Origin of the sequence: Chryseolinea sp. H1M3-3, from assembly GCF_029360725.1 — a bacterium.
Classification (GTDB): domain Bacteria; phylum Bacteroidota; class Bacteroidia; order Cytophagales; family Cyclobacteriaceae; genus Chryseolinea.
Map to the genome: position 1 here is coordinate 119,255 of NZ_JARKMY010000010.1, position 14,790 is coordinate 134,044.

General features: G+C 42.5%; 10 protein-coding genes. 4 read left to right on the forward strand and 6 right to left on the reverse strand.

The features are described 5' to 3' along the window. Positions 1-48 precede the first annotated feature (48 nt). Entirely contained in the window at positions 49-2,208 is a 2,160-nt protein-coding gene (locus P2W71_RS17430; protein ID WP_276372583.1) for an alpha-glucuronidase family glycosyl hydrolase, read from the reverse strand. Positions 2,209-2,562: 354 nt separating this feature from the next. Here P2W71_RS17430 and uxuA point away from each other — a divergent pair, with 354 nt between their 5' ends. Then, complete coding sequence (gene uxuA / locus P2W71_RS17435; protein WP_276372585.1) at positions 2,563-3,726, forward strand: mannonate dehydratase; 1,164 nt, start codon at positions 2,563-2,565, stop codon at positions 3,724-3,726. A gap of 41 nt (positions 3,727-3,767) precedes the next feature. Here uxuA and P2W71_RS17440 read toward each other — a convergent pair whose 3' ends face one another. Further along, positions 3,768-4,799, reverse strand: a complete 1,032-nt coding sequence (locus tag P2W71_RS17440; RefSeq protein ID WP_346659965.1) for a LacI family DNA-binding transcriptional regulator — start codon at positions 4,797-4,799, stop codon at positions 3,768-3,770. Between the two features lie 450 nt (positions 4,800-5,249). On the opposite strand from P2W71_RS17440, the gene P2W71_RS17445 reads away from it, so the two are divergent. Then, on the forward strand, positions 5,250-8,513 hold the full coding sequence (locus tag P2W71_RS17445; protein ID WP_276372588.1) for a SusC/RagA family TonB-linked outer membrane protein: 3,264 nt from the start codon (positions 5,250-5,252) through the stop codon (positions 8,511-8,513). A 19-nt stretch (positions 8,514-8,532) separates the two neighbouring features. Further along, positions 8,533-10,329 carry a RagB/SusD family nutrient uptake outer membrane protein gene (locus P2W71_RS17450; protein WP_276372589.1) on the forward strand — a complete coding sequence of 599 codons (1,797 nt, stop codon included), beginning with the start codon at positions 8,533-8,535 and terminating at the stop codon, positions 10,327-10,329. A 14-nt stretch (positions 10,330-10,343) separates the two neighbouring features. On the opposite strand, the gene P2W71_RS17455 is transcribed toward P2W71_RS17450, so the two are convergent. Continuing rightward, positions 10,344-11,699, reverse strand: coding sequence for a hypothetical protein (locus P2W71_RS17455; RefSeq protein WP_276372591.1), 1,356 nt, complete (start codon positions 11,697-11,699; stop codon positions 10,344-10,346). 122 nt (positions 11,700-11,821) lie between these two features. On the opposite strand from P2W71_RS17455, the gene P2W71_RS17460 reads away from it, so the two are divergent. Beyond that, the gene (locus P2W71_RS17460; RefSeq protein ID WP_276372592.1) at positions 11,822-12,451 is read left to right on the forward strand and encodes a hypothetical protein; all 630 of its coding nucleotides are present in this window, start codon (positions 11,822-11,824) and stop codon (positions 12,449-12,451) included. A gap of 49 nt (positions 12,452-12,500) precedes the next feature. Here P2W71_RS17460 and P2W71_RS17465 read toward each other — a convergent pair whose 3' ends face one another. From P2W71_RS17465 to P2W71_RS17475, 3 genes are read right to left on the reverse strand one after another with little or no spacing between them, the layout of a single operon-like run. Beyond that, on the reverse strand, positions 12,501-13,646 hold the full coding sequence (locus P2W71_RS17465) for a DUF3179 domain-containing (seleno)protein (RefSeq protein WP_276372594.1): 1,146 nt from the start codon (positions 13,644-13,646) through the stop codon (positions 12,501-12,503). Between the two features lie 47 nt (positions 13,647-13,693). Further along, complete coding sequence (locus P2W71_RS17470) at positions 13,694-14,242, reverse strand: peroxidase-related enzyme (RefSeq protein ID WP_276372596.1); 549 nt, start codon at positions 14,240-14,242, stop codon at positions 13,694-13,696. Continuing rightward, entirely contained in the window at positions 14,242-14,790 is a 549-nt protein-coding gene (locus P2W71_RS17475) for a peroxidase-related enzyme (RefSeq protein ID WP_276372598.1), read from the reverse strand. Before P2W71_RS17475 ends, P2W71_RS17470 begins: the two co-directional genes overlap by 1 nt.

Here is a 14,790-nt window from a genome sequence, read left to right on the forward strand (position 1 = left end):
GGCGGATAAGCCAACGTATTTATGGCAAACGGTATACCGAAAATAGCGCTACCACTTTGGCCTTATCCCCGGAGCAAAAGGAAACTGTAAACTTTCATAATAGTTTAAAGACTTCTCAGGTTTCTCAAAGCCCGGTGGAATGTCCTTTTTAGAAAAAGTTTGAAAATACAAGACACATGAATTTCTCCACCATACCGCTTCTTTGTATTGAATAGCCAACAGACTTTTAACTTGCGAAAATCGTTCGTGGTCAACTTTACCTTCCATTTTATTCCATGAATCCTGCATCCACTTCACAGAATCTGCTCCCTGGTAGTATCGGTGGCAAAGTTCGTCCCACAGGGAACGGCCTGATTTCATTTTATGATCCCAGGAGACATGATGAAACCACAGCAGATATTCTTCAGGACAATTTTTGAGGCTTCCATATTTTTCTTGCACTTCCGGCGCATATTGACCTAATGCATTACTTCCTGTTTTTGTTCGATCAAAGCCGATTCCGAAATCATCAGCTTTGTGATAATACACCGATGTCCAATCGGCGCGTGGTTTATCTTTTATCCATGGGCCAGGACCGTAATGATGATCCCACCCCATAATGTGGTGCAGCCCCAATGGAGTCATGTAATTCACTGTTATTTCCCTTGAAGCAAGCATCAGTTCCTTTAACGATTTCACGACATCTTGCTCGTTTGAAAAAGTCATGCGAATCCATTCCTCGGCAATTGCTTCTGAAGTCAACGTAGGGTTCCATGCCAACCTTCCAAATGAATACCAATTGGATTGTGCGAAGGGATGGCCGCACCAGTTACGATCATTCCCAATATTTGCAACGCCTGCCATACCTGTAAGCGCGTGACCATGTAAGGAGCCATCAATGACCTTGTAAACATAAGAGCCTTTTCCACTGGCATAAGTATCTGCATCCAGACATTCCTTAAATAATGGTGCGAGGTAAACAAGATGCGTTGCATAACCGAGATACTCCTGTGTAATCTGGAATTCCATATTAATAGGTGTTTGCGGCAATCCCCCAAACAAAGGATGAAAAGGTTCCCGCGGCTGAAAATCTATGGGTCCGTTTTTCACCTGGATCATCACATTTTTATTAAACTTTCCATCCAGTAGCTTAAACTCATTAAATGCCTGCTTTGCTCTATCTTCAGGAACTTCGTTATCGTAAACAAAAGCACGCCACATAACTATACCGTTGTGAGGCGCGAGTGCCTCCGCTAACATGTTTGCACCATCTGCATGTGAACGCTTGTAATTTTGTGGGCCCGGCTGACCTTCGGAGTTGGCTTTTACCACAAAGCCGCCAAAATCAGGAACGTGTTGATAGATCTCATCGATCTTTTTTTTCCACCATGAGCGCACGTTAGGATCGAGGGGATCAGCAGTCGGCATTCCTCCAATTTCTCGTGGCGCGCTGAATCGTGCCGTCAAATAAATCTTTATCCCGTAGGGCCGGAAGACATTTGCCAGCGCTGCAACCTTTTGCAAATAGGGTTCGGTTAAAATTTGAGCGTTGGAGTTTACGTTTGTTACCACTGAACCATTGATACCTATAGAAGCGTTAGCCCTTGCATAATCATAGTAACGCGGATCGATGTAATCAGGGAGCTTATGCCAGTCCCAAAGCGAAAACCCAGCATAACCTCTTTCAACAGTCCTGTCAAGATTATCCCAGTGATTCAGTATCCGATGTTTAATACGCGGAGTATTTTGAACGTAAATGTTTTGCAGTACTTGATAGGTTTGAATTAATTTAATAAGATGAAAAGTTCCATACAATACACCTACATCTTTGTTACCTGCGACAACAATGCATTTTTTTCCCTTGACAGATGTCGCAAGTATAGAAAACCCTTCATCACCTAATGACCTCAACTTATCATGGAGATTTAATGAAGCAATGATCTTTGAACTTGCGGGAGTACCAAGAATGATGGCACCTGCTTCTTGAATTACATTGGTGGTCGTCAGATTTAAACCAAGTAATCCGTTTAATGCTAGCTTAAGTTCTTTCTCGGCCACATTAAACGTAGGGGAAGTTTGCTCCAGTACGAGATATTTTAATAAAGCAGCGTATTCCTTCCGTTTTGTCACATCAGAAATGGGATCATAACGGAGCCATAGCCTGTAGCCATCCTCGGAATGACCAGCTGAAAAAATAAAAAGAAGTATGATGATTAAAACACTTTTCATTGTTGACAAATTGACCATATGCGAAATATTAATTAATCAATGCCCACCTTCAAAATCGGTTTCGAAGTTATTGATTTGAATCGGTTGCATTACGCTAAGGTACCATTTTTACAAATTCTGGGACGCGTGTCCAACATTTTTACAGCAACCGGTTGCAAAATTTGGGTTGAGTGCAGACCTTAGGCCGCCGTTTGATCAGCAAAAATCGTTTCTCATTGCATACTAAACTTCCATATCGATGATATTGACCGATTGTCTGGCCAAAATCTACCTCGACCCAATTTGCCGAAGTAAAATACTATCGACTATTTTAATTATAAATTCAACCCTCATTTTACTTAACTAATTCAAACTATGGTAATGGAACAAACAATGCGTTGGTATGGGCCCAACGATCCAACTAGCTTATGGGACATTCGGCAGGCAGGATGTACTGGCGTGGTCACCGCGCTTCATCATATCCCGCCAGGACAAGTATGGCCAATCGAAGATATTAAAAAGAGGGTTGCCGAAGTCGAGGCCGCAGGATTGATCTGGACTGTCATTGAAAGTTTACCGGTAAGTGAGGAAATAAAAAAACAAACTGGCCCTTATAAACAATACATAGAAAACTATAAACAAAGTCTGAGAAATGTAGCACAATGTGGATTGAAGGTTGTGACTTACAACTTTATGCCTATTGTAGATTGGATGCGAACCGATATTACGTATGAAATGCCCGATAAGAGCAAGGCTTTATACTTTGAAAAGGCCGCCTTTATTGCTTTTGATTTATTTCTTTTAAAAAGACCTAACGCTGAAAAAAGCTATACCGCTGAAGAAATTGACAGCGCTAAAAAGCGTTTTGCCACGATGACTCAAACGGAAAAGGACACCGTATACAAAAATGCATTATTAGGGTTACCAGGAAGTGATGAGCGATTCACTACCGACCAAATTCTTTCGGCGCTAAAACAATATGAAAGTATAGACGCCAGGAAATTGAAAGAGCATCTCTTTTACTTCTTACAACAAATTGTGCCGGTAGCCGAAGAGGTAGGGCTAAAGATGGCAATCCATCCCGATGACCCGCCTTATTCCATACTAGGACTGCCGCGCATTGTTAGTACTGAAAAGGATGCACAGGAGTTAATTGCTGCTGCGCCTTCGCCGGCCAATGGTCTTTGCTTTTGCACAGGATCATACGGGGTCAGGCCTGATAATGATTTACCTGGAATGGTTCGGAGATTGGGTGACCACATTCACTTTTTGCATTTGCGCGCTACAAAAAGAGATAACCAGGGCAACTTCTATGAAGCGGATCATTTGGAAGGAGACGTGGATATGTATGCCGTTGTAAAAGAAATTGTTTTACTGATGAAGAAGCGAAAAGTTTCTATACCCATGCGTCCCGACCACGGCCATCAGATGCTTGATGACTTGAGAAAAACTACGTACCCGGGGTATACAGCTATTGGGAGACTACGCGGTCTGGCCGAATTAAGAGGACTTGAGCTAGGGATTCGGAGCTCACTGTAAAAATAAATTATGCAGACTTAAGGTTTATCGTTCGTGTAACGTTAAACCTTAGGCTTCCGCAAAGACGATTCACGAACGATCAGTTCGTGGCGAAGAACGATCGTATTTAAGCTTGTTCCATGCTGAAGATCGAGTCGGCGGATCAATGTAGACGCCGCGACTTCACCCATCTCATTTCCGGGATAGTTCACTGTTGTAAGATTAGGTTCTATCACTTTTGACAACGGATCATTGTTGAAACCCGCTACCGCGATGTCCTGAGGTATGCTTATTCCGGCTTGTTTTAACTCGCGTATACAGTTAACGGCAAAAGCATCGTTCGAGGCAAAAATTGCATCCGGGCGCGGCTCCATTTGCAACAACGTTTTGCATACCTCAGTACTCGCTTGCTCGCTAAGGTTATTAATGAAAACTAACTTTTCGTCATATGGAATTCCATTATCACTTAGTGCATGCTTGTAGCCTTTCAAACGGTCGGCATATACGTTTCTCTTCAAACTGGCCGTGGCGTGAACAATCCTTCTGCATCCCTGGCTAATGAGGTGTTGTGTTACTTCATAGCCAGCTTTATAATTGTCTATGACAATACTTGTACAAAGTGGATGGTCGAATACACGATCAAAAAATATTAGCGGTACACCTTTTTCCAAAAGATCTTCAAAGTGTGAAATATCATCCGTGCCATACGCAAGCGATACTAGCAAGCCATCTACGCGGGTATTATAAAGTGTCTTAGCATTCACAATTTCTTTAGCGACAGATTCCATCGATTGGCTGATAATCAGATTATATCCTGCCTGGTTAGCAATTTTTTCCATTCCGGCAATTACAGCAGACATAAAATAGCTGTTGAGCCGAGGGACGATGACACCAATCGTGTTGGTGCGGTTTCGTCGCAGGTTACTGGCAAAGAAATTTTGCCGATAACCCATCTCCTTGGCTTTATCCAAAATCCTTTTGCGCGTGTCCTTTCGGATGGATGGATGTTCTTTCAAACCTCTGCTGACTGTCGCGGGTGATAAATTCAGTGCCTCAGCGATATCATAGATCGTAATGTCCTTGTGAATACTCATGGTTTAAGGCGTTCCGGACGGCTATTATACACATTTCTATTTAATCTTATATATTAAGTATTAAACCGATTGCATTCAATATTCTTCATTTAAACACCAAATTTCGGCATAAATAAAATATTAAGAAAAATTATTTGCAATCGGTTGCATAATTTCTTTCTATCCATGACATTCGTAATCGACTTCTATAACTCGCTCCTCCACTACAGACGTAACGAGCGGGGTATGAAGAAAAACCCTCAAGGTCAGAGCATTACAGTAACCAAAATGGCGGGATGAAACATCAACCAGAGCTGCTTAATCTAAAATCAGTAGGTCGTTGGATGTTTCAGATTGGATTTGTTGCTATTCCCTAATTGAATGACGGAACTCATCAAATCATGGACTAGCCGCCTGTTAGTCATTACAGAAATCGATTTCAACTGCGGCACTTACTTAAAACTAAACTATATGGAAAAAACAATTCTACAAATTGATTCGAGTCCTCAAACGCGGCATCGCCCCTGGCGAGTGATGTCTTTGATGGTACTTATGTTGATGACAACGTTAGGAGCCTATGCTCAGAATGTTGTTAAGGGAAAAATTACTGATGAAACCGGTGTAGGGATGCCGGGAGTGAACGTAATTTTAAAAAACACAACTACTGGTACTACCAGTAACTCAGAAGGTAACTTCACGGTTGATATACCCTCAACAGTTACTCAGCCGGTGCTGGTGTTCTCCTTCATTGGTTATCAAACCGAGGAAATCGTAGTAGGAGATCGTACCGTTGTAGACCTACAATTGAAGCCTAGTACAGAAACCTTAGGTGAAGTGGTAGTTGTAGGTTACGGCGTTCAAACTAAGAGAGATGTAACAGGTGCCATCGCATCTGTAAAATCAGAAACGTTGCGGGAGGTGGCTGCACCGAATGTTGTGAATCAGCTTAAAGGTCGCGCTGCTGGTGTCGTGATTATTAATGCCGGCGCTACACCAGGCTCGGGCGCGCAAATTCGTATCCGTGGAAAACGCTCTCTTTCTGCACCTGTAAGAAATAACAGCGGCGGTGGTGGAGTCGGTGCAAATGCAGCAGAAACTGCTGCGAGAGAAGACGCACTAGATGCACCGTTATTGGTTGTGGATGGAATTCCATACGGCGGTAATATCAATGACATAAATCCTGACGACATCGCTAGCTTGGAAATTTTGAAAGATGCTTCGGCAACGGCTATCTATGGGTCCAGAGGCTCCGGAGGCGTCATCCTTATTTCTACAAAAAGAGGCGTACCTGGAAAAACAACTTTTAGCTATGACGGCTATTATGGTACCTCTACTATCATGGATAAGTTAAGAGTTTTCACCGGACCGGAACTAGCCCAATTTAAATTAGATGCAGCTGCCGGGAATAGTTCTGCACCTGGAACGTCGTCATACGGATTAACCGCAGCAGAACAAGCTGCTTTAGATGCTGGAATAAGCACTGACTGGCAAGACTTAATTTACCAGCATGGTTACTTTTCCAGTCATAACCTGGGGGTTACTGGCGGAACAGAAAACACACAGTATTCTATGGGAGCGTCCTATTTTAAGGAGACTGGAATTATTCCCAATCAAAATTTCGAAAGATTTTCTATAAGAGGAACAGTAGACTCAAAGATAAATGATAGAATAAAAATTGGTTTGAATACCATGAATATGCTATCCTATACCAACACACCAGGTGGTGGTGGGGTTCCAGGTGGCCTAATGAGAATGACGCCGCTTGCAAGTCCGTACAACGCCGACGGTACTGTGAACTTACGTCCTCAGGAAGGACACATCGATCAGGCTTCTGTGAGTCCTTTAACATTGATCACCAAAGCTGACGCAATTTTAGCAAGGACACGCCGCATAAGAACCTTCAATAGTTTGTATGCCGAAGTCCAGCTGTTTAAAGACCTGAAGTATAGGCTCAACGTTGGTTTAGATTTTACTCAAACTCAACAAGACAATTATTCCGGTGCAAACACTTATGTGAATACTTCTGAATTTGATTCTCAAGCCAGCTCAAGCGTAAGAAATTCCGAAGCCTACCAATACACTTTCGAAAACTTGTTGATCTATGACAAGACAATTAAGGAAAAGCATAAACTTAATTTTACGGGGTTATTCAGCGCGCAGAAAAACCATGATCAGGGATCTGGTATTTTCGGATTGGGAATGCCAGCAGATTATTTTCAAAACTACAATCTGGATTTAGCGGCGGATACTTACGCCAAGAATCCAGCCAACACAGCGGACAATCCATTCAATTTTACGGAACGGGGCTTGCTTTCGTATATGGGAAGGGTTAACTACAGTTTTGATGGCCGGTATGTTTTGACAGCCACTGTTCGATCAGACGGCTCCTCCATTCTGGCACCGGGTAATCAATGGTTTACCTATCCAGCGTTTGCACTCGCATGGAACATCTCAAATGAATCGTTCATGCAAAACGTGAGTTTCTTATCAAACTTGAAACTTAGAGCAGGTTGGGGAAAAACTTCTAATCAAAGTTTCCGTGCCTATTCAACGCTGGGCGAACTTGGAAAAAGTGCTTACAATTTTGGGAAATCAACGGCCGGAAATCAAATTGGATATCTCGTTACCGTATTGCCGAACAACAATTTATCCTGGCAATCAACAACGCAGACAAACTTCGGTTTAGATTTTGGCTTGTTTAATAACCGCATCACCGGTGCCATTGAAGTTTATCAGCACCAGACAAAAGATATTATCCTCGATGTGACCTTACCTCAAAGTAATGGCGCAAATTCAACTACCCAGAATATTGCCAAGACGAAAGGTAGTGGGCTTGAAATCACGTTAGGAGCTGATGTTATTAAAAAAAGTAATGGAGGATTTAATTGGAGTGTAGATGTGAATTATTTTTTCAATCGTGAAGAGATAGTTCAATTGACCACGCCTGATGAATTGCGAAACATCGATAACGGATGGTTCGTAGGACAACCGCTTTCTGTTATTTATGATTTGAGAAAAGTAGGGATTTGGCAACAAGATGATGCTGCTGAACTAGCCGCCCAAACTTCCCCGGTACAAGTTCCAGGTCAAATACGCGTTGAAGACGTGGATGGAAATGGAATCATCAATGGAGACGACCGCCAGATAATCGGAAACTTTCAACCTGATTGGGAAGGAGGATTAACAAACCGTTTCACTTTTAAAAATTTCGATCTTTCGGTTGTAACATATGCCCGGATGGGGATGAAAGTAGTAGTACCTTATGTTTCATCTGATGGTGGATTTGCCGGATACTTTGCTTTCATGCAAGGACGGGTTAACCAATTGAAGGTTGACTACTGGACGCCATCTAATCCTACAAATGCTTTCCCTCAACCTGATGCAAGTCGCGATAGACCTTTATTCTCGTCTACACTCGCATACATGGATGGCTCATTCATAAAGTGCAGAAGTATCAATTTAGGTTATACGCTACCATCGGCTTTGGTATCCAGAGCAGGAATAAGTTCGCTACGTGTCTATGTCAGCGCAGTTAATCCTTTCGTAATTTATTCTCCGTTTGTCCAGGATGGTTTCGGGCCTGACCCAGAAGGAAATGGTTATGGTGCGGCTGTCTCAAATCCCGAAGGTGGATACTCCAACGGGAGGACTGGAACACAGCTGGGGCAAATTAGTGTTAACGCTAATAACCCTTCAACCAGGCAATTTATTGTGGGCGTAAACTTAAGATTCTAGAACCTGTAAAGTGATTTTTATGAAACGACTTAAAAAATTTAGTTATATAACCCTAGCGGTAAGTGCGCTTGTGTTCAGTAGCTGCAATGATCTACTGGACGAGCAGCCGAGAACACAAATAGTTCCCTCATTTTTTAGTACGCCGGGCGGCCTGTTGGGCGGTATTGCCGGTGTCTATAATTCAATTCGCGGTTCGTATGGTACAGAAGGTTATACGCTGCAACAAATGGCAGGTACAGACGAGCACCTGCGCGGTGGAGGAGCCGGACCTGATTTCTTTACTTACAACGGTATAGATGGAAATGATTTCAATGGTGGCTTCGGTGTTTATACATCCATTAACACGTTAAATGGTATTCTGGAAATTGGCCCTACTTCAGAACTGCCTGAAGCAACAAAGAATCTTTATCTCGGACAGGCCTTCTTCCTTAGGGCATTCTTATACTTCGATCTTGTTCAAACATATGGCGCGGTGCCGTTGCATACGGAATTTATAACAGTTCCTTCCAAATCAGATAAGAAGGCATCAGTGGATGAAATTTACGCACTGATTATTTCTGACTTGACCGAAGCTTCAAACAGGTTGCCAAACCAAGTTACCGCTCCATTCTTAGGAAAAGCCGCAGCAAAAGGTGCAGCGCTCTATTTGTTGGGGAAAGTGTATTTAACAAGAGGCTGGCTAAACGACAACAACAGCGATTTTCAGCAAGCTTACACTATTCTGAATGATTTGATCACCAATCAGGCTACCTATGGATTTGGATTGTGGCAAGATTACGCTGATGCATTTGCTATCGCAAATGACTATGGAAAGGAAAACATATTTGTAAGCGACCACAGTAGTGATGCAACGTATGGTCTATACCAACTTGGTGCTTCAGGCGGCGCTGCTCAAAATCTCGTGCCATGGTTACATCGTTGGAATTATTCAGGAAATGTGTTAGGTGCAAATTCAACATTTAATCCTGCGACGAAGGCATGGGTTTACGGAAGTACCACAAATCTTTTCAACAGAGATGTTGAAAACGGAAGACCGTACCTTCGGGTTCGTGACAATTCCGCCACGGTTTCGACAGGTCCTAATGCAGGAAAAAAATATATTTACGATCAGGCGTTTGTAAATAGAAATATCGACACACGTTATGACAAGACCTTCAAGACTGTTTGGATTGTTAACAAAACCTCTACCGGATCACGCGGCACATTGGTTCCGGGAGATACGGGTGTTTGGTTTGTGGACTATGAAGAACCAGGTGCGCCACATGCCGTTAATGGAAGACCCTTTAAAGGAATTGTTGTTACGCCTTCGATGCATACAGATCAGGTTTGGCCAGCGGTAAAGAAACAAGATGATAATACGCGCGTTTCAATGAACGACCCTTCTACGAGACCAGTAGTATTGTACCGTTTTTCTGATGTTTATTTACTAGCCGCCGAAGCCGCTTTCAAATTAGGAAATGGTGAGGCTGCAAATCTGATAAATGTGGTCAGACGCAGGGCTGCCTATAAGAAAACAAACACTCAGGCAGAAAATGATGCCGCAGCACTCGCAATGGAAATAACAGAAAATGATGTAACGCTTGATTTTATTTTAGATGAACGTACGCGGGAATTTTATGGTGAAGGGCTGCGCAGAACAGACCTCGTAAGAACGAAGTCGTTACTTGCCAGAGTGTCCGCTTGGAATCCTGTGGAGGCTGGATCTAACATTCAGCCCTTCCATGCACTGAGACCTATTCCACAAGATCAGATAGATCGCGTTACGGAAGGGGATTGTATTGGAACGGATTGCTGGCAGAATGAAGGTTATAAGTGATTCGGATTGTTAATTTAGTTAACAGGGTGTGCTAAGGCGCACCCTGTTTTTTTAAAATAAGGCGTATTTTTTCCAGGCAATCCGTGATTGAATTCATCCTCATAAATCAATTCCCCCGCTGTATTCTTCATTCTTAAAAAATCAACAGAACCAGGGCCAGTAAAGGTGTAAATGAGTCCTTTTATCTTTCCGAAGTCCTTTTGATACTGGAGTTCATAAATAACATTTCCGTTTAAAAAAATAGATACTTTTTTGTTTTCGCTTTTGATCCTAAGAGTTTGCCACTGGTACACCTCTGTACCAAACGCTGATAAGTCGTTGTCTTGACCACTTTTATAAATTTCACCCATAAGCAAATCAAGCTCGCCAACGCATCCCTTACTGGTTAAGGGCATGAAAAAAACATTTTCCTCCGTAATGAACATGATCTCCATCAACGGACAAGCCACTGTATTTGAAATGCTAGAAAGTTTGTCACATTTAAGCTTGGTCTCTAAATCAAAATTATCACTGGTTACGCCATCGAAGTCACGGATATTGTAATAACGCAGATAGAAGTCTTTACTTAAATCCACATTTGCCTTTTGAAGACTGGCATTTGTTATTTGCAGGCTTCCATCCTGGCGAATGGATGCAGTGTCTAGATACAAAGTTCTTTTGTCTCTGAAATCATACTTCACAATCGGGAACCAGCCTTTTGTCTGAATGTGGACCTTCTCAAATTTTAAAATAGAATCATTGGCCATGATTCTGGCAAAATGAAAACCTGGGGTATAATAAATTGCCGAATAATAATTTTTGCCGGGATCAATAGGGACCTTATCCTTTGGATTCCAGGATTGCTGAAGAAAGAAGCTATCAGCTTTAACGCCCGACAAATCATAATGGAAAATAACAGTATTCGGTACGCCAAACATTATCGTCTTGTCGGCCGAAAACTGAACCGCCTTTGAAATAATGACTCCTTTCGCCTTTTTATTAAAACCTTGAAGAATAAAAAAACTTCCAGCTAAAATGGCAACGCCGATAAAAATCAAGACAGGTAATGCAGGAAAGTCGGGCTTTTTTTTCGATTCGTTCCGCGAGGTCTTCTCATTAGTCAAGTTTTGTTTTTTGAAATCCTGCCAGTCTTTGTAATCAAGTATTGACACAAGCGCGTCTAATGTGGAAGGGTGTGGTAACTGCTGGACCTCTTGCCTCCAAATCCTTTTTAAGGTTGAAATACTCAACCTGACTTTGGATTTTTCCTCAATCAGGTTACCCAGATATTCTAACTCACGTTGTTTCAATTTGCCCTCGCCGCTCCCCAACAAGAACTTTTTCTCAACCAATGTCCGATAAAGGACGATGTAGTCATGATCAGCAATCATACACGGCAATTTTAATAATGAACGGGATTTGAACGGCAAAAGATCGGTTATTGATACTGATTCTCTTGGACATACAAATGAATATTGCGTTCAAAATGACAAACATTTTAACTAAATCCATTATGAACAAACAACTATTCATGGCGACACTTTTGCTTACATCGCTTACGTCATATGCTCAAAAACAAAACTTTGATCTTCAGCAACTCCTTAAAGAAAAGAAATTAATTACAAACAACCGGGAAGTAGTCCCACTAACGGACGGTGACAAGAAAGGAATTTCCTTAAGCGGTGTTGTGTGGCTCAAAGGGATAAACTTCTCCACTGGCACCATTGAAGTTGACTTACGGGGAAAGGATGAGTTCCAAAAAAGCTTTATTGGGATTGCTTTCCATGGCGTGGATACCATCACCACCGATGTGGTCTATTTTCGTCCTTTTAATTTCCGGGCGGCAGATCCTGTCAGGAAAATACATGCAGTCCAATATGTAAGTGAACCAGAGTTTCCATGGCATAAGCTAAGAGATGAAAAAAATGGGATGTATGAAAAGGCCGTGGACCCAGCCCCAAAGGGATCCGATTGGTTTCATGCGAAAATTGTCGTGGGTGAAAAAGAGATCGCGGTGTTTGTTAACAATGCATCCACACCTTCTCTCACTGTTGAAAAACTAAATTCAAGAAAAGATGGATTAATCGGATTCTGGAATGGCGGGTTGAATGGCGATTTTGCTAACCTCACCATCACCAAATAAAATTTTCAAATACAGAGGCGCAAAATTCGGCGCCTCTTTGTAATATTTTTTACCGCTCAGTTTCGGGGTGAAACGTCCGCCAGCTATGCCAAAATTCCTGATAGGCATTAATTCTCTTCAATGACTCAGCTTCGGAAGCCAACCGTTTTCCAGCAAAATCATAGACAGCATTTCCCGAACGTAGCGTATCCTGTTGAATAGAAAAAATTTCGGATTCCGATGGTCGTTCGAAAGCAGCAAAGCTTTGATTATCCTCAGACAACACCAGCACAATTGGAACATCTCCAATTTTATCATTTACTATTCGTTTTTCTTTCAATTCATTCCAGTCATAGGCTTTGCTTGTGTTATCGATTTGAATGCCTATTACCCACGATTTCTCTTTCCACGACAGACTATCTGTACCCGTTAATTTACTTTTCCCTTTCCCACGCTCAAACCGCGCCAGTGAATCATAATAACGGGTAGAAGATTGATCGGCCTGCATTATCACACCGAAAGGATACATTAAGAAAAATTTACCGGCAGAAACTTGTATGGATTCAATCTCTGGAAGAACTGATCCCTTTAGCGGTCCGGCGACTGCCTCTCCGGTAGCTTGCCGCCACCAGCTTTTTGTAGAGGTGTCCTCAAACATAGCGTTGAAATGATCCATCCCTACTAACCGGAAATTCTCAGGTTTCCCATTGACTACGGGCTCGAAAACACGGCCGGATCTGCATACACTGCAATACGTCACCATCACAGGTTTTCCTCCGACAGTGTCACGCACCTGATGGTGATACACAATGTAACGGACTGGGTAAGCCTTTGCTTCGCCTTTGTAAGCCACAGCAATGAGCAAGCTAGTGTCGCCCAATAAATATTCTCCTTTGGAGTGAAAAGCAAGTTTTTCCGGCTCGTGAAAGATCGCCTCAGCAGTCATCTTAAAGTTGAAATAATACACAATCACCACAACTACCAACAATGGCAGCATAGGAAGCCACGACCTCTTAATACGAAAGGCAGAAGTAGCGCCTGCAAGGATCATGATCCCAAAAGCAATTCTAAAATACCAACGGTAGGTATGGATAAAATAGGCGACATCGATACTTTCGATCTGTTGACTAATACCTGGCATCGGCATAATGAAATACACCTTCAATATTTCCAACAACCCTAATCCAAGCAAGCCGAAATAAAATAGCTTTTTCATAATGTTCTTAACTCGGGGGGTTCCTAAAAAAATGTAAGTAATTGTAATCAATCATATGGATTATAGTTTGAATACCCTTCTTCCTCACGGGTCTTCGCTCGGTTGATGTAAAATTCGCGGTCTGCAGGCGCCCACGTATTCAAGCCATCTACATAACGATTAAACATGCAAAAAGCAGCTGCTATCAAAACAGTATCATGGATTTCCCGTTCCGTTGCGCCGAGTAATTTTGCCGTTTCAATTTGAATTGGGGTAACTTGTTTACCGCCCTTTTGTACACTTTCTGCTATAGATAATAGCGCTTTCATTTTTTGTGAAACCGGTGCCGACTGCATATCTGCTTTAACCGCATCAATGAATTGTGTATCACATTGATAATAATGTTGCGCCAATCCACCATGTACGTTCTGGCAAAAGAAACAATCATTCAGATAGGAAACATAAGTCGCTATCAATTCACGTTCACCGCGTGTCAGGGAGTTTTCGCTTCTCAAAAGGACTTCCGCCAGATCATTCAAATGCTTCGCGGTGTCCCGTCTGAATGCCATTGGGCCGCGAATGCCCGGCAAACCTTCAGGTAAATTTATATGCGCCATTATTTGGCAGGTTGAGGTAAAACATAGCCGATTGTCGTCATGCGTCTGCCCATTTCTTCATACACCTTGGGATCTGTCGGTGTCAGGGTTGCAAGGCCGTCAACATAACGATTAAACATTGAAAATGCTGCCGCGATCAGAACAGTATCATGAATGTCCCGATCTTCTGCGCCATATTGCTGTGCTTTCAGAATATCATCCGTGGTGACTTCCTTACCGTTTCGCTGCACTTTTCCTGCAATGTTTAAGAGCGCTTTCATCTTATCACTCACAGGTGCTTCATCAAGATTACCGATTACACAATCCACCACATGACGGTCATCACGATAAAGTTCGCGTGCCGCAGCAGCGTGACTACTCATGCAGAATATACAATTATTCCGGGAAGAAACATAAGCTGCAATCAGTTCTCTCTCGGCAGGCGTTAACGGCGAGGGTTCCCTTAACAACACATGTGCGAGGTCATATAAATGCTTACCGGTATCAGGTCGATACATCACCAAACTTCTTATTCCTGGAACACCGTCTGGTACGTTGATATGAGCCAT